This window comes from Streptomyces sp. SCSIO ZS0520, from assembly GCF_025643355.1.
Lineage (GTDB): Bacteria > Actinomycetota > Actinomycetes > Streptomycetales > Streptomycetaceae > Streptomyces > Streptomyces physcomitrii.
Genome location: NZ_CP092644.1, coordinates 1,815,169 through 1,834,586, shown reverse-complemented (window position 1 = coordinate 1,834,586; position 19,418 = coordinate 1,815,169). Strand labels below are relative to the sequence as shown.

Genomic DNA, 19,418 nt, shown 5'->3' with positions numbered 1-19,418 from the left:
TAACAAACAGTTCGACGTGCAACTTCCGAGTGGCGCAGACCTCAGTCAAAGGGGGTGAAAAGGGGCGAGCCCCGCCAAAAGGCGGGGCTCGCGTAGCTGGCCGGAGTTGAACACATGCGAACAGTGCTCAGCTCGGTGCAATTCTCTCTCGAAACGTTATGAACACCCCGTTAACGCGTGTCGCAGCCCACAGGGGCACCCGGTGCGCCTACTGCAACTGCCGTACGGATCAAGGAACTTGTGCAGTACCGGGACCGGGCGCGGCCGTGGCCGGGGTGGTGTCCGCTAGCGCAGTCGTGCCATGAGGGCGTGTTCGACGAGGGTGATGAGGGCGGATTTGGCGTCTGCGCGGTGGCGGGCGTCGGTGGTGATGATGGGGGTGTCGGGGCCGATCTGGAGTGCTTCGCGTACTTCGTCGGGGGTGTAGGGCTGGTGTCCGTCGAAGCCGTTGAGGGCGATGACGAAGGGGAGTCCTGAGTTTTCGAAGTAGTCGACGGCGGGGAAGCAGTCGGCGAGGCGGCGGGTGTCGACGAGGACGACGGCGCCGATGGCGCCGCGGACGAGGTCGTCCCACATGAACCAGAAGCGGTCCTGTCCGGGGGTGCCGAAGAGGTAGAGGATGAGGTCCTGGTCGAGGGTGATGCGTCCGAAGTCCATGGCCACGGTGGTGGTGGTCTTGTCTCCGGTGTGGGTGAGGTCGTCGATGCCCGCGCTGGCGGATGTCATCACTGCCTCGGTGCGCAGCGGGTTGATCTCCGAGACCGCGCCGACGAACGTGGTCTTGCCCACGCCGAAGCCACCCGCGACGACGATCTTCGCGGAGGTCGTCGAGCGACCCTGGTCAGAGCTTGCGAAGTCCACTGAGCACCCTTTCGAGCAGAGTCACGTCTGGCTGGCCACCGGCGTTCTCGTCGCCGCCCGGCTGGTGGATGGCGACGAGTCCCGCCTCCGCCAGGTCGGCGACGAGGATGCGGGCCACACCGAGGGGCATCGAGAGCAGCGCGGAGACCTCCGCCACCGACTTCACCTCGCGGCACAGGTGGCATATCCGCTGGTGTTCCGGGAGGAGTCCCATCTGCTGGGCCGGGTCGGCCGTGGTGCTGACCAGCGCCTCGATGGCGAGCTGGTAACGGGGCCGGGTCCGGCCGCCGGTCATCGCATACGGACGTACCAGCGGCTGGTCGCCCTCGGATCCGTACAGGTCCTGTTGGGCTCCGTACGGATCATGAGAGGCGGTGGGCGGGGTCATCTGGGTCCTCCGGGCGGGACAGCAAGGGGTCTGCAGTGCCGTCTGACAAAGCCGGTGGGGAGCGCTTGGCGGCCGGACGGTTGGACGGTCGGTCGGTCGTACGGACGTGACGGAAACATGAGGCGGGCAATACGGGAGCGGGGCCGTCAGTGCAGCAGGCTGCCCTGGAGCTCGGCGCGCAGGTCGGGGGTGAGTACGTTCCCGGCGCGGTCGACGAGCAGCGCCATCTCGTAGCCCACCAGGCCGATGTCGCACTCCGGGTGGGCGAGGACGGCCAGTGAGGAGCCGTCCGAGATGGACATGATGAAGAGGAACCCCCGCTCCATCTCGACGACGGTCTGGTTCACGAGCCCGCCCTCGAAGATGCGCGAGGCACCCGCGGTGAGCGAGGTCAGTCCGGAGGCGACCGCCGCGAGCTGATCGGCGCGGTCACGCGGGAAGCCCTCGGACATCGCCAGAAGCAGCCCGTCGGCGGACACGACGACGGTGTGGGACACCCCGGGGGTGTTGTCAACGAAGTTGGTGATCAACCAGTTGAGGTTCTGTGCAGCCTGGCTCATCGGACTCAACTAACGCTCCTGCTGGTGAGTGGGGCGCGGGAAACTGCCGGTCGACGGACCGCCTCCGGCCTGGCGACCCTGTTGGATGCCCCGGCGGAGATTGGTCAGCCGCCCGCGCACCTCGTCCGGCGCACGGGAAACCTGGGGACCTGCTGTCTGCTGCTGCTGGGACTCCGCGGTACCCGGCACCAGGTTGGCGCGGGGGACCCGCCGGGGCAGGCCGGAGTCGGTGACTCCGCCCGCGGAGGGCTGACGTACCCGCTCCGCCTGGCGGACCAGTTCGTCGTTCGGGGAGCTGCGCCAGCCGGAGCGGGCGCCCTCGGCCGCGCGCGGCGCACCGTCCGGGCCCTGGCCGCCTGCGGCGGGCTGCTGCGGACGGCCCGGCAGGCCGCCGAGACCGGGGCGCCTGCCCTCGGGTCCGGTGCCCTGCGGACGGCCGGTGCCCGGACGCCCGGGCGGCGGGCCCGCCGGCTGCTGCGGTTCCTGGGCGGCCAGCCGCTCCCGCTCGGCGGCAGCGGCCTGCTGCCCGCGGAACCAGCTGGTCTCCAGGGTGTCGTAGAGCGGGGTACGGCCGTCGCCGGGACCGGAGGCCGGGGGCAGCGCCTCCGGCTCGCTCGGCCGCGGGGCGGACGGCGAGGGCGGCAGCACCCCGCCGGGTCGCTGCGCGGGCGGCACGGGCGCCTCGTAACGGCCGTTCTCCGAGGGGGCCTCGGCGTCCGGGCGCGGGAAGGAACCGGTGCCCTGGGGCTCGTGGCCACCGCTCCCCGGCCGCGGGTAGGAGCCGGTGTCCTCGTAGGAGGCGTTGGCCGGGCTCGGGTACGCGCCGGTGTCCTCGTACGGGGCGTCCGCGGGCCGCGGGTAGGAACCCGTGTCCTCGCGCGGGTAGCCGCCGTCCGCACCCGGGTAGTCGGCGTGCGCCGGGCCCGGGTAGGAGCCGGTGTCCTCGTACGGCGTCTCGGCGGGGCGCGGGTAGGAGCCCGTGTCCTCGCGCGGGTAGTCCGCGGCGGGGGCCTCGTCCCGGTCGCGGCCGGGGGGCGGCGAGGCGAAGCCGCCGGGGTTGCGGCGGGCCGGGCCGCGGCCGCCGAAGACGTCGGAGCGCATGTACGGACCGGCGTTCGGCTGCGGCGGGCCGCCCTCGGGCCGGCCGCCGTCCTCCTCGACGCGGGGGAACTGGCCGGTGGAGCCGGGGCCGTCCAGGACCGGGCGGGCGAACTCGCCCGTGGAACCGGGGCCGTCGAGCTCGGACCGGGCGAACTGGCCGGTGGAGCCCGGGCCCTGGCGGTCGTCGAGCTGGGGGAACTGGGCCGTGGAGTCGGGCTCCTCGTGGCCGCGGGGTCCGTCCTGGACGGGGCGTCCGGCGCCGGGCCGGTCCTCGCCCCAGCCGGGGTTCGCGGGCCGGGGGCCGCCCGGCAGTTCGGGGCGCGGTCCGCCCGGCGGCGGCAGCTGCGGACGGCGGGTGCCGTCGCCGCGCTCGCCCGGGCGGGGGCCCTCGCCCTGCCGCGGACCCGGGAGCCCGGTTCCGGCGGACTGGAGACCGGCGGGCACCGGGGAGCCGGGCCTGCCCTGCTGCGGCTGCTGCGGGACCGCCGGGGTGGAGCCGGAGTCACCGGGGCGCGAGCCGCCCTGCTGGGGGCCGGTTCCCCCCGGGCCGGGGCCGCGGCCGCCGGTGTCCCGGGTGGGCAGCGCGGCGCGCGGGCCGGTGCCCTGGACCTGGCCGCGGCCGGGGCCGGAACCGAGGCGCTTGCCACCGGAGTCGGAGCCGCCCGCCGACGGGGCGTTCTGCGCCTGCTGCGAGGCGACCGCGCTGCGACGGCCCGCCGCGGCCTGCGCCGCCGCCGAACCGCCCACGCCGCCACCGGGCTTGGCGGGCATCTTCCTGCCGCCCTGCGCGACATCGACCGGGAGCATGACCAGGGCGGTCGTCCCACCGGAGTCGGAGGGCCGCAGCTGTATCCGGATGCCGTGGCGCTGCGAGAGGCGGCCGACCACGAACAGGCCCATCCGGCGCGAGACGGAGACGTCCACGGTGGGCGGCGCGGCGAGCCGCTCGTTGATGGAGGCCAGGTCCTCGGGGGACAGGCCGATACCGGTGTCGTGGATCTCGATGAGCACCCGGCCGTCCGGCAGCGCGTGGCCGGTGACCTTCACCTTGGTCTGCGGCGAGGAGAAGGAGGTCGCGTTCTCGAGCAGCTCGGCGAGCAGGTGCACGAGGTCGTTGACGACGCGGCCCGCGACCTCGGTCGCCGGGACCGAGGACAGCTCGATCCGCTCGTACTGCTCCACCTCGGAGGCGGCGGCGCGGAGCACGTCGACCAGCGGGACCGGGCGGGTCCAGCGGCGGCCCGGCTCCTCGCCCGCGAGGACGAGGAGGTTCTCGCCGTTGCGGCGCATACGGGTCGCCAGGTGGTCCAGCTTGAAGAGCGAGGACAGCTGGTCCGGGTCGGCCTCGCGGGACTCCAGCTCGGAGATGAGCGAGAGCTGGCGCTGGATGAGGCCCTGACTGCGGCGCGAGAGGTTGGTGAACATCGCGTTGACGTTGCCCCGCAGCAGGGCCTGCTCGGCGGCGAGCCGGACCGCCTCGCGGTGCACGTCGTCGAAGGCCGCGGCCACCTTGCCGATCTCGTCCCGGGAGTGCACACCGACCGACTCCACGGAGGTGTCCACGTCCTGCGGGTCCGACTCGGAGAGGTGCTTGACCAGCTCGGGCAGCCGGTCCTGGGCGACCTTGGTGGCGGTGTCCTGGAGGCGGCGCAGCGAGCGGATCATGGAGCGGGCCACCACGAAGGCGCCGACGAGCGAGACACCGAGCACGAGGAAGACCAGCGCACCGCTGATGATCGCTTCCTGCTCGGACTCGTTGCGCAGTTCGCGGGCCTGCTGCTCCATCTGGTTGAGCAGGGTCAGCTCGATCCTGGTCATCTGCTCGATCTTGGCGGTGTCCGCGTCCACCCAGTCCTTGTAGGACCGCTTGTCCTCGGTGCGCATCCCGTCGGGCTGCGTGAGGACGCGCTTGGCGTAGGCGTCCGCCTCCTTGATCGTCGGGCTGCCGTCCTCGATCGGCTTCAGCAGCTCCTCGACGTTGCCGCCCTGGTAGATGTTGCGGAAGGAGCTCAGCTCGTCCGCCTGGTTCTCCTGGGCGGCGTCGCCGTACTGGCGGTCGGTCTCGGAGAGGTCGCCGCGCTCGCGGTTGTTCGGCGGCAGCGCGGCGGCGATGATCGCGCGCTGCACCGAGGCGTACTCCTTGGCGGAGGAGAAGGCCGCCAGGGCGCGGGTGCGCTGGATCATGTCCGGGTTGCTGGTGGCCTGCGCCATGTCCTGCGAGAGGCTGAGCAGCTGGTCGATGAGCCTGCTGTACGCCTCGACCGTGCGGGAGGTGTTGTTGTCGTCCTTGTACGCCTCCTGCCGGATGCCGCTGAGCTTGGTCAGGCTTCCGGAGATGCGGATGACGTTGTTGCGGATCCCGTCGAGGCTGGCCGCGTTCCCGCGGTCCTGGATCTCGTGGGTGGCCTCCATGAAGGCCTGGCGCTCGCGGTCGGTGGTGTCGCGGGGGCCCTTGACGTCGAAGTCGCTGCCCTTGCCGCCGTTGGCGAGCGGACCGGCCGACTGGTCCCGCTCCTTCTGCAGGGCGCTGGCCAGCTCGGTGGCCTGCTTGGTCATCTCGGTCAGCAGGCGCATGTTGTCCAGCTGCTCGATGTCCTCCATCGACTGGTTGATGCGCATGCCGCCGAGCGTGGTCGCGGCGACCACGGGGAGGGCGAGCAGCGAGACCAGGCGGGTGGAGATGCGCCAGTTGCGCAGCAGGAGCCGGTTGCCGGTGCCGGGTGTGGCCGGGGCGGCGGAGGCGGCCGGGGCCGCGCCCTTGCCGCCGGTGCCCGTGCCGGGCCGGGCCTCGCCGGCCTTCGGGGCGCCCGCGGACGGGCTCGGGGCGTGCTGGGCCGAGGAGCCGCTCGCGCTGCGCTCCTGCTCAGCCGCGGCTTCCCCACGGCTCTGGGGGGCCTGGGGAGACCCCTTGCCATCCCTCTTGAAACGTCCCTGCACTAGCGTCGCAACCTCTGGACCAGGCGTCCTGCCGGAATACGGCGGGACGGTGTCGGTGTTCCGGGATGTCCTGCACCCCGTGGCGGTCGTGATGACCGGCCCTGATGTTCCCCCTTCCCGCAGTCACCCGGCGCGTGGTCGTGCGCGCGAGTGCGCCGGGTCGAACCCGCGGCGGTCCCGGGAATTCCAGCACAGTGCTCGATCTCCAACAAGGCCCGACGGCCAGCCTGTGACTCTCGTGACACCTGGTGATTTCAAGGTCACGAAGGGTGCAAAGCGTTCTGGTGCACTACCCGCATTCAGGACGAAATCCCAGGCGGGCCGCGGGTGCCCCAGTCGAGATGATCAGGTGCGTAATGGAGGGTTTTCGACTCTTTGGCGCTTTCGAGGGCGCGGGGGGATGGAGCGATTCGCGCTATTTGTCCGTTAGTTCGTGAGTAAAATCACATGCACTTCGCTGTCTGCTCCCGGTGTCCGCCGGGGAGGGGATGTTTAGCCTGTGCCTTTACAGGGACGGTGAATCCGACAACCCGCGCCCCCCACGGCGGTCGACGGCGACCGCACGGCGGGGGCGCCGTGACGACAGGGCCAGACGGCAGATGAAGAGCATGATGTTCCGCAACATTGCCAACCCGCGGCGCACCACCCTCGCCCACCTGGAGGGCGCGGAGGGTCCGACGGCCCCCGAGCAGCCGGAGCACCCGGCCGCGCTCCCCGCCCAGACCGCCAACCCCCGGCGCACCATCCTGATGACCGCCCCCGAAGCGGCGGTCGTCGCCTCCTGACCCCCGGGCCAGGACCTCTTCCGGCACTTCCGGCCCGCCCCCGGTGCGCACCCGGCACCGGGGGCGCGCCGTGCCCCGGCCCGCCGCCGGGCGGCCCGGGCGCCCCCGCGCGGAGCGATAGCCTGGAGCGTCAGACTCCGGCCAGCGGAAACAGAGGGGCACAGGCACTCCCGTGCGCATCGCCAGGTTCTCCATCGACGGCAACGTCGCGTTCGGCGCGGTCGAGGGCAGCGCCCCCGACGAACTCGTCCTCGACATCATCAAGGGCATCCCGTTCGCGGACTTCGAGCTCTCCGGTACGAAGGTCCCGCTGAGCAAGGTCCGGCTGCTGCCGCCCGTACTGCCCAACAAGGTCGTCGCCTACGGCCGCAACTACGCGGCCCACGCGAAGGAGCTCGGCAACGAGACCCCCGAGGTCCCCTTCGCCTTCTTCAAGCCCTCCACCTCGGTGATCGGCCCCGGGGACGAGATCCAGTACCCCTCCTACAGCCAGGAGCTCCACCACGAGGCGGAGCTGGCGGTGGTCATCGGGCGGATGTGCCGCGAGGTGCCGCGCGAGCGGGTCAAGGACGTCATCCTCGGCTACACCTGCGCCAACGACGTCACCGCCCGCGACATCCAGCGCACCGAGAAGCAGTGGGCCAGGGCCAAGGGCTTCGACACCGCCTGCCCGCTCGGCCCCTGGGTGGAGACCGGCCTCGACCCCTCCGACCTGACCATCCAGTGCACCGTCAACGGCGCCCAGCGCCAGCTCGGCCGCACCGGCGAGATGATCCACTCCGTCGAGGACCTGGTCGTCAACATCTCCGAGGCCATGACGCTGCTCCCGGGCGACGTCATCCTCACGGGCACCCCGGAAGGGGTCGGCCCGCTCAACGTCGGCGACGAGGTCGCCGTCACCATCGAAGGCATCGGCACTCTCACCAACAAGGTGATCAAGCGTGGCTAACGCATCCTCCCCGTCCCCCGTCCGGGTCCGGTTCTGTCCCTCGCCGACCGGCAACCCCCATGTGGGCCTGGTCCGCACCGCCCTGTTCAACTGGGCCTTCGCCCGGCACCACCAGGGCACCTTCGTCTTCCGTATCGAGGACACCGACGCGGCCCGCGACTCCGAGGAGTCCTACGAGCAGCTCCTGGAGGCCATGCGCTGGCTCGGCTTCGACTGGCAGGAGGGCCCCGAGGTCGGCGGCCCGCACGCCCCGTACCGCCAGTCCCAGCGGATGGACCGCTACCAGGAGGTGGCCGACAAGCTCCTCGCGGGCGGCTACGCCTACCCCTGCTACTGCACCACCGAGGAGCTGGACGCCCGCCGCGAGGCCGCCCGCGCCGCCGGGAAGCCCTCCGGCTACGACGGCACCTGCCGCGAGCTGACCGCGGAGCAGAAGGCCGCCTACGAGGCCGAGGGCCGCAGCGCGGTCATCCGCTTCCGGATGCCCGACGAGCCGATCACCTTCACCGACCTGGTCCGCGGCGAGCTGACCTTCACCCCGGAGAACGTCCCCGACTACGGCATCGTGCGCGCCAACGGCGCCCCGCTGTACACCCTGGTCAACCCGGTGGACGACGCCCTGATGGAGATCACCCACGTCCTGCGCGGCGAGGACCTGCTCTCCTCCACCCCCCGCCAGATCGCCCTCTACAAGGCGCTCATCGAGCTGGGTGTGGCCAAGCAGGTGCCGCTCTTCGGGCATCTGCCGTATGTGATGGGCGAGGGCAACAAGAAGCTCTCCAAGCGCGACCCGCAGTCCTCGCTCAACCTCTACCGCGAGCGCGGCTTCCTGCCCGAGGGCCTGCTCAACTACCTCTCCCTGCTCGGCTGGTCGCTCTCCGCGGACCGGGACATCTTCTCCGTCGAGGAGATGGTCGCCGCCTTCGAGATCGCGGACGTCAACCCCAACCCGGCCCGCTTCGACCTGAAGAAGGCCGAGTCGATCAACGGCGACCACATCCGGCTGCTCGACGTGAAGGACTTCGCCGCGGCCTGCGCGCCCTGGCTGAAGGCCCCCTTCGCGCCCTGGGCCCCCGAGGACTTCGACCAGGCGGCCTTCGACGCGATCGCCCCGCACGCGCAGACCCGCCTGACCGTGCTCTCCGAGATCACCCAGAACGTCGACTTCCTCTTCCTGCCCGAGCCGGTGGCGGACGAGGCCTCCTGGACCAAGGCGATGAAGGAGGGCTCCGACGCCCTGCTGCGCACCGCCCGCGGAAAGCTGGAGGCGGCCGACTGGTCCAGCCCCGAGTCCCTGAAGTCCGCCGTCCTCGCCGCCGGTGAGGAGCACGGGCTCAAGCTCGGCAAGGCCCAGGCGCCGGTCCGGGTCGCGGTCACCGGGCGCACGGTGGGCCTGCCGCTCTTCGAGTCCCTGGAGGTGCTCGGCAAGGAGCGCACCCTGGCCCGCATCGACGCGGCGCTGGCCAGGCTCGCCGGCTAGTACGGTCCGGTTCTCCCCGGGGGCGGCGTCCGTACGGGCGCCGCCCCCGGGCGCAGGCGCGGCCGCTACTGTCGGAGCAGGGCCACCCGGCGACGGGGAGCCGCGGGACGGGAGCCGGGAGACGGGGAGAGCGGGCAGTGACCATCGAAGCCGTTGTCTGGGACATCGACGACACCCTCTTCGACTACGCGGGCGCCGACACCGCGGGCATGCGGGCCCACCTCGCCGCCGAGGGCGTCCTGGACCACCACGCGTCCGCCGCCGCCGCGCTCGCCGAGTGGAAGCGGATCACCCAGGTCCACTGGGCCCGCTGCGAGGCGGGGGAGACCGACTTCCTCGGCCAACGCCGGGACCGCGTACGGGAGTTCCTCGGCACCCGGCTCGACGACGGGCAGGCGGACGCCTGGTTCGAGCGGTACGTGGTGCACTACGAGGCGGCCTGGTCGCTCTTCCCCGACAGCCTGCCCGCCCTCGACGCGCTCACCGGGCACTACCGGCAGGCCGTGCTCTCCAACTCCGCGCTGCCCAACCAGGAGTACAAGCTGCGCACCCTCGGCGTCCGCGAGCGCTTCGAAGCCGTGCTGTGCGCGGTCGAACTCGGTGTCGCCAAGCCGGAGGCGGCGGCCTTCCTCGCGGTGGCCGAGGCGCTGGGCCTGCCCCCGGAGCGGATCGCCTATGTGGGCAACGAACCCGACATCGACGCCCGGGGCGCCCGGGACGCCGGAATGCTCGGCATCTGGCTCGACCGGCTCAACTCCCCCTTGCCCACGCCGTCCGGAGTCCGGCGGATCTCCACGCTCGGCGAACTTCAGGCCCTGCTCGGCGGCCATACTCGTTTTGGAGCGCCGTCCACCTTCGGGTAATGTTCTTCCTGCGCCGCCCGGAAGGGGTCCAAAGCCCGGCCGGTCGGCGTACGGATAAGCAGAAGCCCTCAGCAGGGGCTTGCGCTTTGATGGCCTATGGTGTAATTGGCAGCACGACTGATTCTGGTTCAGTTAGTCTAGGTTCGAGTCCTGGTAGGCCAGCTCGCAGAGCTCATCTGCAAAGCCCCCGTTGTGTAGCGGCCTAGCACGCCGCCCTCTCAAGGCGGTAGCGCCGGTTCGAATCCGGTCGGGGGTACAGATCCATCCCGCGGTGACAGCCGGGTAGCTCCCACTGTCCATGCGGTGACAACACTCGGCTCCGGTCGGGTGGGATCGCCAGGGCCCCCGTTGTGTAGCGGCCTAGCACGCCGCCCTCTCAAGGCGGTAGCGCCGGTTCGAATCCGGTCGGGGGTACTGCAGGTGGTCTAGACCACCAGTGGGCTATGGTGTAATTGGCAGCACGACTGATTCTGGTTCAGTTAGTTTAGGTTCGAGTCCTGGTAGCCCAGCTCGATCGTGTACAGCACGGTCCGCGCCCCCGTTGTGTAGCGGCCTAGCACGCCGCCCTCTCAAGGCGGTAGCGCCGGTTCGAATCCGGTCGGGGGTACGCAGACGAAGGGCCCTCCGCGGTGGCGGGGGGCCCTTCGGCATTCCATGACTCCGGTGCGCGCCGCCTCGGCGCGGGGCTCAATACCCGTACCGCCGGGCCGATTCCTCCTCCTGGGCCAGCCGCCGCAGGGAGAGCAGCAGCGGCTCGAAGAGCACGGCCGAGCCGACCGCGGTCTCCACCTGCTCCGCCTCCGAGTCGAGGGCCTCCAGGGTGTCCAGGTCGCGCTCCGCCAGTTCGTGCATCGCCCGGGCGTAGGGCAGCAGGGTCTCGATGTCCCCGGGGAAGCCGAGCCGGCGCAGGGTGGCGAGCCCGGCCGCCAGGGAGCGGTAGACGGGGGAGAGGGCCCCGATCTGCTGGGCGTTGGACCAGCCGAGCCGGGTCAGCAGCTCCTCCAACTCCGCGGTGGCGGCGGCGACTTCGGGGTCCTCCAGGTCCTCGGCGGGCGGATTGCCCTGGGGGAGCGCCCAGAGCGCGGCGCCCAGCCGGATGGTGCGGCCGAGCGAGTCGTCGTCGACATGGCTCAGCACCTCGCGGGCGGTGGCCACCGGCACCTTGCCGATCTGGATCAGCGCGCGCACCAGGCGCAGCCGCCGCAGGTGGTGTTCGCCGTACTCGGCCTGGGTCGCGCTGATCCGGCGGCCCGGCGGGAGCAGGCCCTCGCGCAGATAGAACTTGATCGTCGCGGTGGAGACGCCGCTGTGCTCGCTCAGCTCGGAGAGTCTCATCCCTTGCGCCTCCTGATGGTGAGTGCCACTATCCAAGCATGGATAGTCGAGCTATCCAATGGCGAGCGGGAGGTCCCAGGATGTTCGCGAAACCGGTTCCGGGCCGGGCGGTGGCCGCCGCCGAGGGGGAGGTCGTCGTCCTGCTGATCGGGATGCGCATCAACCACTTCTGGGCGGTGCACCACTGGCTGCCCGTCTTCCTCGCCATGCCCCGCATGCTGCGCGAGCTCTCCCGGGACAAGGAGCGCGGGCTGCTCGGCCACACCCTGCTCTCGGGCTCGCCCCGGACGTACTACGTGGTCCAGTACTGGGAGTCGAGGGAGAAGCTGTACGCCTACGCCAAGGCGCCGGACATGTTCCACCGGGCGGCCTGGGCGCGGCTCAACCGCAAGGAGAAGAAGGCCCGTCAGCACGTCGGGCTCTGGCACGAGAGCTATCTGGTGCCCGAGGGCGGCTACGAGAACATCTACTTCGACATGCCCCCGTACGGACTGGCCAAGGCCAAGGGCGTCCTGCCCGTCGAGGCGCGGGGCCGCAGCGCCGCCGCCCGTCTCGCGCACCGGACACCCGGGCGGGAGACGGCTTCCGCCTCGGAGACAACTTCCGTCCCGGAGGCGGCGCCCGCGCCGGAGGTGTCTGTCGCTGCGGAGGCCGCGCCCGCCGCGGAGTCGGCTCACTCGGCTCACGCACCGGAGGTCGGGCAGGGCCGGGTGCGCTGACGGCCCGCCGGGGGCCGTGCGCCGCGAGGGGCGGCGGCCCGCGGGGGAGCCCGTCAGCCGTTGCGGCGCAGGGCCTCCGAGAGGCGGCCCGCGGCGTCGATGACGGCCTGGGCGTGCATCCGGCCCGGGTGCCGGGTCAGCCGCTCGATCGGTCCGGAGACCGAGACGGCGGCGACCACGCGGTTGGACGGTCCGCGTACCGGCGCCGAGACGGAGGCCACCCCGGGCTCGCGCTCGCCGATGGACTGGGCCCAGCCCCTGCGGCGCACCCCGGACAGGGCGGTGGCGGTGAACCGGGCGCCCTGCAGGCCCCGGTGGAGGCGCTCGGGCTCCTCCCAGGCCATCAGGATCTGGGCCGAGGAGCCGGCCTTCATGGTCAGCGTGGAGCCGACCGGCACGGTGTCGCGCAGCCCGGAGAGCCGCTCCGCCGCGGCCACGCAGATCCGCATGTCGCCCTGGCGGCGGTAGAGCTGGGCGCTCTCCCCGGTGACATCGCGCAGGTGGGTGAGCACCGGGCCCGCGGTGGCGAGCAGGCGGTCCTCGCCCGCGGCCGCGGCCAGTTCGGACAGGCGCGGGCCCAGGATGAACCTGCCCTGCATGTCCCTCGCCACCATGCGGTGGTGTTCCAGTGCCACCGCGAGACGGTGTGCCGTGGGCCGTGCGAGCCCGGTCGCCGCGACCAGCCCGGCGAGGGTGGCCGGACCGGACTCCAGGGCGCTCAATACCAGAGCTGCCTTGTCGAGAACGCCGACGCCGCTAGAGTTGTCCATGCAACGATATTCACGTCTCACTCTGTGAAACGCAAGTTCCTTTTTCCGTGGGACTTGCCACTCTGTAGGGACAGCGGCCCGCGGACCAATCGGGCCCGGTGGGGCATGCCCGGCACTGCGGGCAGCCGACCGCGAACTCTCTAGTGGGGCCGGCGGGCCCGTGACGGACCGCCCGGCCGAAGGGAAAGCGATGGGTAGGACACTCGCGGAGAAGGTCTGGGACGACCATGTCGTCCGGCGCGCCCAGGGCGAGCCCGACCTCCTCTTCATCGATCTGCACCTGCTGCACGAGGTGACCAGCCCGCAGGCCTTCGACGGCCTGCGCCAGAACGGCCGCCCCGTCCGGCGCCTCGACCTCACCATCGCGACCGAGGACCACAACACCCCCACCCTCGACATCGACAAGCCCATCGCGGACCCGGTCTCGCGCGCCCAGCTGGAGACGCTGCGCAAGAACTGCGCGGAGTTCGGGGTGCGGCTGCACCCGCTCGGCGACGTCGAGCAGGGCGTCGTCCACGTGGTGGGCCCCCAGCTGGGACTGACCCAGCCCGGCACCACCGTGGTCTGCGGGGACTCGCACACCTCCACCCACGGGGCCTTCGGCGCGCTGGCGTTCGGCATCGGCACCTCCCAGGTCGAGCATGTGCTCGCCACCCAGACGCTGCCGATGTCCCGCCCGAAGACGATGGCCATCACGGTGGACGGCGAACTCCCCGAGGGCGTGACCGCGAAGGACCTGATCCTCGCCATCATCGCGCGCATCGGCACCGGCGGCGGCCAGGGCTACGTACTGGAGTACCGCGGCTCGGCCGTCGAGAAGCTGTCGATGGAGGCGCGGATGACCATCTGCAACATGTCCATCGAGGCCGGCGCCCGCGCGGGCATGATCGCCCCCGACGAGACCACCTTCGACTACCTCCGCGGCCGGGCGCACGCCCCCGAGGGCGAGGAGTGGGACGCCGCCGTCGCGTACTGGAAGACCCTGCGCACCGACGAGGACGCCGAATTCGACGCCGAGGTGGTCATCGACGCCGCCGAGCTGGCCCCCTTCGTCACCTGGGGCACCAACCCGGGCCAGGGCGCGCCGCTGTCGGCGCACGTCCCCGACCCGGCTTCGTACGAGGACGCCTCGGAGCGCTTCGCCGCCGAAAAGGCCCTGGAATACATGGGGTTGACGGCCGGGCAGGCGCTGCGCGACATCACGGTGGACACCGTCTTCGTAGGTTCCTGCACCAACGGCCGGATCGAGGACCTGCGCGCCGCCGCCGAGGTGGTCACCGGCCGCCGGGTCGCCGAGGGCGTACGGATGCTGGTGGTGCCGGGCTCGGCCCGGGTGGGCCTGCAGGCCGTGGACGAGGGTCTGGACCGGGTGTTCAAGGAGGCCGGTGCCGAATGGCGGCACGCGGGCTGCTCCATGTGCCTCGGTATGAACCCCGACCAACTCGCCCCCGGCGAGCGCTCCGCGTCCACCTCCAACCGCAACTTCGAGGGGCGGCAGGGCAAGGGCGGGCGCACCCACCTGGTCTCGCCGCAGGTCGCCGCCGCCACCGCGGTCCTCGGCCACCTGGCCTCGCCCGCCGACCTGTCCGGCGCCCCGGCGTCCCCGGCCGTTCCCGAACCCTCCGGAGTCTGAACACCATGGAAGCCTTCACCACGCACACCGGGCGGGCCGTCCCGCTGCGCCGCAGCAACGTCGACACCGACCAGATCATCCCCGCGCACTGGCTGAAGAAGGTCACCCGCGACGGATTCGAGGACGGGCTCTTCGAGGCCTGGCGCAAGAACCCCGACTTCGTGCTCAACCGGCCCGTGTACCAGGGCGCCACCGTGCTGGTGGCCGGACCCGACTTCGGCACCGGCTCCTCGCGCGAGCACGCCGTCTGGGCGCTGCAGAACTACGGCTTCAAGGCCGTCGTCTCCTCCCGCTTCGCCGACATCTTCCGCGGCAACTCGCTGAAGAACGGCCTGCTCACCGTCGTACTCGACCAGAAGGTCGTGGACGCGCTGTGGGAGCTGACCGAGCAGGACCCGAACGCCCCGGTCACGGTGGACCTCCAGGACCGCCAGGTCCGCGCCGAGGGCGTCACCGCCGACTTCGAGCTGGACGAGAACGCCCGCTGGCGACTGCTCAACGGCCTCGACGACATCAGCATCACGCTCCGCAACGAGGACGACATCGCCGCCTACGAGGCCGCCCGCCCCTCGTTCAAGCCGAGCACCGTGCAGCTCTAGGCACCGCCGCCGCACCACCCCGCGCCCCGCTCCGTACCCCCGGCCGTCCTCGGCCGGGGGTACGCCCATTCGCGCGCTTCCCCGGCGCCCGGAGGCATCCGGCGGCCCGACACGCCGGAAGGCTCAACTCCCTTGATTCGAGGGGCACAAGAGAGCTTTCGGCCCTGTTCAGGGACGGTATCCGGCTACCGCCACGACCCCGTACGGGCGGGGCAGTTGCGCCCCCCGCAGGCGACAACTCGCCCCAGATGGCACAATCGGCGCATGGACCGCGACGACCAACTCGAGCTCTACGAGGCCGTGGCGGACCAGCTGAAAGAAGCGCACGCAAGGGTGCGCGCACTGCAAGTCCCGGAGGGCGTACGGATGGCGCTGACCCGGAAGCTGCTGGTCATCACGGCCGTGGCCAAACACGATCTGGCACAGGCGGCAAGGCGCCTCGAGCGATTGACCGCTGATCTTGACGCGGGCCGATTCCCGGAAGAGGCCTGAACGTCAAGCCCTGGGCCGCGCAACGAAGTCCACAGGAACCCAGTTGGTTGCGGCACAAGGGTGATTACACCGTTTCGTGTTTGATTTGCGGTATATATCTGCCTAACGTGCGAAAAAGCTTGAACACATTCGTTCCGGCAATGTCTCCGAAGGGGAAGACGTGAACAAGGCGCAGCTCGTAGAAACGATTGCCGACAAGGTCGGCGGGCGTCAGCAGGCCGCCGATGCTGTCGACGCCGTACTCGACGCCATCGTCCGCGCCGTTGTCGGCGGAGACCGGGTCTCGGTCACCGGCTTCGGCTCGTTCGAGAAGGTCGACCGGCCCGCCCGATACGCCCGCAACCCGCAGACCGGCGAGCGGGTTCGGGTCAAGAAGACCTCGGTGCCGCGCTTCCGCGCGGGCCAGGGATTCAAGGATTTGGTGAGCGGCTCGAAGAAGCTCCCCAAGAACGACGTCGCGGTGAAGAAGGCCCCCAAGGGCAGCCTCACCGGCGGCACCAAGACCACCGCCAAGGCCGCGGCCAAGAAGGCGACCGCCAAGAAGGCCACCGCGAAGAAGGCCACCACGGCCCGTAAGACGGCGGCGAAGAAGGCGACCGCCAAGACCACGGCGAAGAAGGCCACCGCCAAGAAGTCCGCGGCGAAGAAGTCCACGGCCAAGAAGGCGGCGACGAAGAAGTCGGCCGCCAAGAAGGCCACCGCCAAGAAGACCGCCCCCGCGAAGAAGGCGACCGCCAAGAAGGCGCCCGCCCGCAAGTCGACGGCCCGCAAGACCACTGCCAAGAAGGCGACCTCTCGCCGGAAATAAGCCCACGGGCCGCTCACGCGCCGGGCCGGACTCCTCAGGGAGCCCGGCCCGCGGCGTTTTGTCACGGTGTGTGGCGAGAGGGGTGCGGGGGGTGCGGCGGCCGGTCCCGGCTCCTGCCCGCGTCCCGCGCGGCGGCCCCGGAGCAATCAGACCCCGAACGGCCCCCGCGGCTTCGGAAATGTCCCGGGACCGCGGTCAGAAAGTCTGCAGCGTGATCAGGGTGATCCGCCGGTCCCCGCCCTCGCCGGACATCTCGATACGCACCCGCTGCCCGGACCTGAGCAGCCGCAGACCGCCCGCGTCGAAGGCGGCGGCGTCGAAGGGCACCGGGGTCCCGTCGTCGAGGAGCACACTGCCGCTGCGGGAGTCGGGATCGTAGGTGTACGAGGTCGCCTGCATGCCGCCAGCCTAGAGCCTTTCCTTCCGCGGCTCACTCGGCGATCAGCAGCCGGGACGCGGCGGCCAGGGTGCGCGGGCCCACGCCGAGTGCGAAGGCCGCCCGCAGATCCTCGCCGGTGTCGACGTCCTGGCGTACCGAATCCACATCGGAGAGCAGGATTTCGCGGGCGCCGGAAGCGAGATGGCGGGTGCGGGAAGCCTCTCCGAATGCGGGCCGCAGGGAATTGCCGGGAAGGGCGCTCAGCAAAGTCGTGCCCCGCCGGGCGGCGTCCGCGACAAATGCGCGACCGAAGGGTTCGGCGGCTTTCAGCACCCGGCCGAGTTCCGCCGGGCGAAGGGCCGGAAGGTCCGCGTTCATCGCCGCGACCGGGGCGCGGGGGCGGATCCGCCGGGCCGCCCGTACCCCTTGCCGCAGCGCCGCGTTGAGGCCGCTGCCCGGCGGATCGGGCACGATCCGGGCGCCGAGCCGGGAGAGTTCGGCCGCCGCCTGCGGGTCGTCCGTCACCACCGTGACCTCGCCGACCGGCGGGCAGGCCAGCGCCGCGGCCACCGTGTCGAGCGCGAAGGCGAGGGCGAGGCGGGGGCGGAGCCCGTCGCCCGCGAACGGGGCGAGCCTGCTCTTGCCGAGCCCGAGCGGCTTCAGCGGAATGACCAGAGTCCATTGCACCTGTAGGGTCCGTCCCTTCCTTCGCGCCCCATTGTGACCGCCCGGCCCCGTCTCCCGGGCGCCGGTGAGCGCCCGGAGCGCGGAGATGGGTGGTGTGGGCAACGACAGGGGGGCGTACGGTGTCTCTCGACAGACCGGCGGCCCGGGGCGACACTTGTGCGGCCGAGAAGCAGCTAGAGGAAGGTGTCGCGCGTGTCCCGCCGCAAAATCGGCTTCTGGTACCGCCTTGCCGCGGTCATCTGCAAACCGCCGCTGGTGGTTCTGGTCAAGCGGGACTGGCGCGGAATGCAGCACATTCCTGCCGACGGCGGTTTTATCACCGCGGTGAACCACAATTCGCTGATCGATCCGTTCCTCTACGCGCACTTTCAGTACAACTCGGGTCGCGTTCCGCGTTTCATGGCCAAGCACAGTCTTTTCGGCAAGGGAATCGCGGGCACCTTCATGCGGGGCACCGGGCAGATCCCCGTCTACCGCGAGAGCACCGACGCCCTGAGCGCCTTCCGGGCCGCCATCGCCGCGGTGGAGAGCGGGGAATGCGTGGCCTTCTACCCGGAGGGCACCCTGACCCGCGACCCCGCCCTGTGGCCGATGACCGGAAAGAGCGGGGCGGCCCGGGTCGCCCTGCAGACGAAGTGCCCGGTCGTCCCGGTCGCCCAGTGGGGCGCCAACGAGGTGCTGGCCCCGTACTCCAAGAAGCCTCGGCTCTTCCCGCGCAAGACGCACCGCGTCCTCGCCGGGGAGCCGGTGGACCTCTCGCGCTTCTACGACCAGGAGATGACGCCGGAGATCCTCAAGGAGGCCACCGAGGCCATCATGGCCGCCATCACCGCGCTCCTGGAGGATGTACGCGGCGAGAAGGCGCCCGACCGCGCCTACGACCCGCGCCGCGAACGCATCGAGCAGCGGCGCCGGTCCGCGGCCGCCCGGGAGAGGTCCGGGGACCTCGCGAGCGGCGCGCACACCGCCGACAGCGCGGACGCAGCGAAGGACGCCACGTGACCGACACCGTCAAGGCAGCGGTCTTCGGCACCGGTTCCTGGGGTACGGCCTTCGGCATGGTGCTCGCCGACGCGGGCTGCCAGGTCACCCTGTGGGGACGCCGCCCCGAACTCGCCGCCGCCGTCAACTCCACCCGGACCAACCCCGACTACCTGCCGGGCATCGAACTCCCGGCGAATCTCGGTGCCACCACGGACGCCGCCGAGGCCGCCGCCGACGCCGACTTCACGGTGCTCGCGGTGCCCTCGCAGACGCTGCGCGCCAACCTCGCCGCCTGGCAGCCGCTGCTGCACCCCGGCACGGTGCTCGTCTCCCTGATGAAGGGCGTCGAACTCGGCTCCGCGATGCGGATGAGCGAGGTGATCGAGGACGTCACCGGCGCCGGCGCCGAACGCGTCGCCGTGGTCTCCGGGCCCAACCTCGCCCGGGAGATCGCCGCCCGGATGCCCGCCGCCGCGGTGGTGGCCTGCCGCGAGGCCGCGGTCGCCGAACGCCTCCAGCGGCACTGCCACACCCCGTACTTCCGCCCGTACACCATCACCGACGTCACCGGCTGCGAACTCGGCGGCGCGGTCAAGAACGTGATCGGTCTCGCCGTCGGCATCGCGGACGGCATGGGCCTCGGGGACAACGCCAAGGGCTCGCTCATCACCCGGGGCCTCGCGGAGACCACCCGGCTCGGGCACGCGATGGGCGCCGACCCGCTCACCTTCTCCGGGCTCGCGGGCCTCGGCGACCTGGTGGCCACCTGCTCCTCGCCGCTCTCGCGCAACCACACCTTCGGCACCAACCTCGGCAAGGGCATGACCCTGGAGGAGACCATCGCGGTCACCAAGCAGACCGCGGAGGGCGTCAAGTCCTGTGAGTCGGTGCTGGATCTGGCCCGGCGGCACGGCGTCGACATGCCCATCACGGAGACCGTCGTCGGCATCGTCCACGAGGGCAAGCCCCCGGTCGTGGCGCTGAAGGAGCTGATGGCGCGCAGCGCCAAGCCGGAGCGCCGCTGAGCACGCGCCCCCACGCGCGCCTGCCACGCAGGCCGCGCGCGCTGACGCGGGCAGTACCAGCGG

The 19,418-nt window shown here is 71.5% G+C and carries 18 protein-coding genes, 5 tRNA genes and 1 pseudogene; 16 read left to right on the top strand and 8 right to left on the bottom strand.

Going from position 1 to position 19,418, the window contains the following annotated elements:
- Window positions 1–285: 285 nt before the first annotated feature.
- The 4 genes from MID12_RS06305 to MID12_RS06290 all read right to left on the bottom strand — a co-directional run bounded on the left by MID12_RS06305 (window position 286) and on the right by MID12_RS06290 (window position 5,847).
- On the bottom strand, window positions 286–861 hold the full coding sequence (locus MID12_RS06305; protein ID WP_040247890.1) for a GTP-binding protein: 576 nt from the start codon (window positions 859–861) through the stop codon (window positions 286–288).
- Window positions 842–1,249, bottom strand: a complete 408-nt coding sequence (locus MID12_RS06300; protein WP_040247888.1) for a DUF742 domain-containing protein — start codon at window positions 1,247–1,249, stop codon at window positions 842–844. Before MID12_RS06300 ends, MID12_RS06305 begins: the two co-directional genes overlap by 20 nt.
- Window positions 1,250–1,395: 146 nt before the next feature.
- Window positions 1,396–1,809: a roadblock/LC7 domain-containing protein gene (locus tag MID12_RS06295; RefSeq protein ID WP_040247885.1), complete on the bottom strand. Its 414-nt coding sequence runs from the start codon at window positions 1,807–1,809 to the stop codon at window positions 1,396–1,398.
- A 9-nt stretch (window positions 1,810–1,818) separates the two neighbouring features.
- Window positions 1,819–5,847 carry a nitrate- and nitrite sensing domain-containing protein gene (locus MID12_RS06290; RefSeq protein ID WP_263165330.1) on the bottom strand — a complete coding sequence of 1,343 codons (4,029 nt, stop codon included), beginning with the start codon at window positions 5,845–5,847 and terminating at the stop codon, window positions 1,819–1,821.
- Window positions 5,848–6,446: 599 nt separating this feature from the next.
- On the opposite strand from MID12_RS06290, the gene MID12_RS06285 reads away from it, so the two are divergent.
- From MID12_RS06285 to MID12_RS06245, 9 genes are all read left to right on the top strand, one after another.
- Window positions 6,447–6,632 carry a hypothetical protein gene (locus MID12_RS06285; RefSeq protein ID WP_040247881.1) on the top strand — a complete coding sequence of 62 codons (186 nt, stop codon included), beginning with the start codon at window positions 6,447–6,449 and terminating at the stop codon, window positions 6,630–6,632.
- 172 nt (window positions 6,633–6,804) lie between these two features.
- A complete protein-coding gene (locus MID12_RS06280; protein ID WP_040247879.1) occupies window positions 6,805–7,581 on the top strand; it encodes a fumarylacetoacetate hydrolase family protein in 777 nt (258 codons plus the stop codon).
- Entirely contained in the window at window positions 7,574–9,061 is a 1,488-nt protein-coding gene (gene gltX / locus MID12_RS06275; protein WP_078844787.1) for a glutamate--tRNA ligase, read from the top strand. Before MID12_RS06280 ends, gltX begins: the two co-directional genes overlap by 8 nt.
- A gap of 137 nt (window positions 9,062–9,198) precedes the next feature.
- Entirely contained in the window at window positions 9,199–9,924 is a 726-nt protein-coding gene (locus MID12_RS06270) for an HAD family hydrolase (RefSeq protein ID WP_040247874.1), read from the top strand.
- 90 nt (window positions 9,925–10,014) lie between these two features.
- Window positions 10,015–10,086, top strand: a tRNA-Gln gene (locus MID12_RS06265).
- 21 nt (window positions 10,087–10,107) lie between these two features.
- Window positions 10,108–10,180: transfer RNA gene (locus MID12_RS06260), tRNA-Glu, on the top strand.
- Between the two features lie 85 nt (window positions 10,181–10,265).
- Window positions 10,266–10,338 (top strand) — tRNA-Glu (locus tag MID12_RS06255).
- Between the two features lie 23 nt (window positions 10,339–10,361).
- Window positions 10,362–10,433: transfer RNA gene (locus MID12_RS06250), tRNA-Gln, on the top strand.
- A 25-nt stretch (window positions 10,434–10,458) separates the two neighbouring features.
- Window positions 10,459–10,531 (top strand) — tRNA-Glu (locus tag MID12_RS06245).
- Window positions 10,532–10,611: 80 nt separating this feature from the next.
- Here the strand turns inward: MID12_RS06245 and MID12_RS06240 are convergent.
- On the bottom strand, window positions 10,612–11,259 hold the full coding sequence (locus MID12_RS06240) for a MerR family transcriptional regulator (protein ID WP_263165329.1): 648 nt from the start codon (window positions 11,257–11,259) through the stop codon (window positions 10,612–10,614).
- Between the two features lie 80 nt (window positions 11,260–11,339).
- Between MID12_RS06240 and MID12_RS06235 the strand changes: the two are divergent.
- Window positions 11,340–11,825: pseudogene (locus MID12_RS06235) on the top strand (DUF4188 domain-containing protein); the annotation flags it as partial.
- 206 nt (window positions 11,826–12,031) lie between these two features.
- On the opposite strand, the gene ndgR reads toward MID12_RS06235, so the two are convergent.
- Complete coding sequence (ndgR, locus tag MID12_RS06230; protein ID WP_040247869.1) at window positions 12,032–12,748, bottom strand: IclR family transcriptional regulator NdgR; 717 nt, start codon at window positions 12,746–12,748, stop codon at window positions 12,032–12,034.
- 190 nt (window positions 12,749–12,938) lie between these two features.
- Here ndgR and leuC point away from each other — a divergent pair, with 190 nt between their 5' ends.
- The 4 genes from leuC to MID12_RS06210 all read left to right on the top strand — a co-directional run bounded on the left by leuC (window position 12,939) and on the right by MID12_RS06210 (window position 16,280).
- On the top strand, window positions 12,939–14,381 hold the full coding sequence (gene leuC, locus MID12_RS06225; RefSeq protein ID WP_040247867.1) for a 3-isopropylmalate dehydratase large subunit: 1,443 nt from the start codon (window positions 12,939–12,941) through the stop codon (window positions 14,379–14,381).
- A 5-nt stretch (window positions 14,382–14,386) separates the two neighbouring features.
- A complete protein-coding gene (gene leuD / locus MID12_RS06220; RefSeq protein ID WP_040247864.1) occupies window positions 14,387–14,980 on the top strand; it encodes a 3-isopropylmalate dehydratase small subunit in 594 nt (197 codons plus the stop codon).
- Between the two features lie 264 nt (window positions 14,981–15,244).
- Entirely contained in the window at window positions 15,245–15,472 is a 228-nt protein-coding gene (locus MID12_RS06215) for a hypothetical protein (protein ID WP_040247861.1), read from the top strand.
- Between the two features lie 160 nt (window positions 15,473–15,632).
- Window positions 15,633–16,280: an HU family DNA-binding protein gene (locus MID12_RS06210; RefSeq protein WP_263165327.1), complete on the top strand. Its 648-nt coding sequence runs from the start codon at window positions 15,633–15,635 to the stop codon at window positions 16,278–16,280.
- A gap of 195 nt (window positions 16,281–16,475) precedes the next feature.
- Here MID12_RS06210 and MID12_RS06205 read toward each other — a convergent pair whose 3' ends face one another.
- Together MID12_RS06205 and cofC are read right to left on the bottom strand one after the other, a co-directional pair.
- On the bottom strand, window positions 16,476–16,679 hold the full coding sequence (locus MID12_RS06205) for a hypothetical protein (RefSeq protein WP_040247855.1): 204 nt from the start codon (window positions 16,677–16,679) through the stop codon (window positions 16,476–16,478).
- 31 nt (window positions 16,680–16,710) lie between these two features.
- Window positions 16,711–17,346 (bottom strand): 2-phospho-L-lactate guanylyltransferase, encoded by a 636-nt coding sequence (gene cofC / locus MID12_RS06200; RefSeq protein WP_040247853.1) that lies wholly within the window; start codon window positions 17,344–17,346, stop codon window positions 16,711–16,713.
- A 192-nt stretch (window positions 17,347–17,538) separates the two neighbouring features.
- Here cofC and MID12_RS06195 point away from each other — a divergent pair, with 192 nt between their 5' ends.
- Together MID12_RS06195 and MID12_RS06190 are read left to right on the top strand one after the other, a co-directional pair.
- Window positions 17,539–18,348, top strand: coding sequence for a lysophospholipid acyltransferase family protein (locus MID12_RS06195; RefSeq protein WP_040247850.1), 810 nt, complete (start codon window positions 17,539–17,541; stop codon window positions 18,346–18,348).
- Window positions 18,345–19,355, top strand: a complete 1,011-nt coding sequence (locus MID12_RS06190; protein ID WP_040247847.1) for an NAD(P)H-dependent glycerol-3-phosphate dehydrogenase — start codon at window positions 18,345–18,347, stop codon at window positions 19,353–19,355. Before MID12_RS06195 ends, MID12_RS06190 begins: the two co-directional genes overlap by 4 nt.
- The last annotated feature ends 63 nt before the right edge of the window (window positions 19,356–19,418 follow it).

What these genes read in the sequence shown, in the direction of transcription:
- MID12_RS06240 (WP_263165329.1), bottom strand. Translation starts at nt 11,259, where the DNA reads ATGAGACTCTCCGAGCTGAGCGAGCACAGCGGCGTCTCCACCGCGACG.
- MID12_RS06205 (WP_040247855.1), bottom strand. Translation starts at nt 16,679, where the DNA reads ATGCAGGCGACCTCGTACACCTACGATCCCGACTCCCGCAGCGGCAGT.
- MID12_RS06215 (WP_040247861.1), top strand. Translation starts at nt 15,245, where the DNA reads ATGGACCGCGACGACCAACTCGAGCTCTACGAGGCCGTGGCGGACCAG.
- ndgR (WP_040247869.1), bottom strand. Translation starts at nt 12,748, where the DNA reads ATGGACAACTCTAGCGGCGTCGGCGTTCTCGACAAGGCAGCTCTGGTA.
- MID12_RS06300 (WP_040247888.1), bottom strand. Translation starts at nt 1,249, where the DNA reads ATGACCCCGCCCACCGCCTCTCATGATCCGTACGGAGCCCAACAGGAC.
- leuC (WP_040247867.1), top strand. Translation starts at nt 12,939, where the DNA reads ATGGGTAGGACACTCGCGGAGAAGGTCTGGGACGACCATGTCGTCCGG.
- MID12_RS06285 (WP_040247881.1), top strand. Translation starts at nt 6,447, where the DNA reads ATGAAGAGCATGATGTTCCGCAACATTGCCAACCCGCGGCGCACCACC.
- MID12_RS06295 (WP_040247885.1), bottom strand. Translation starts at nt 1,809, where the DNA reads ATGAGCCAGGCTGCACAGAACCTCAACTGGTTGATCACCAACTTCGTT.
- leuD (WP_040247864.1), top strand. Translation starts at nt 14,387, where the DNA reads ATGGAAGCCTTCACCACGCACACCGGGCGGGCCGTCCCGCTGCGCCGC.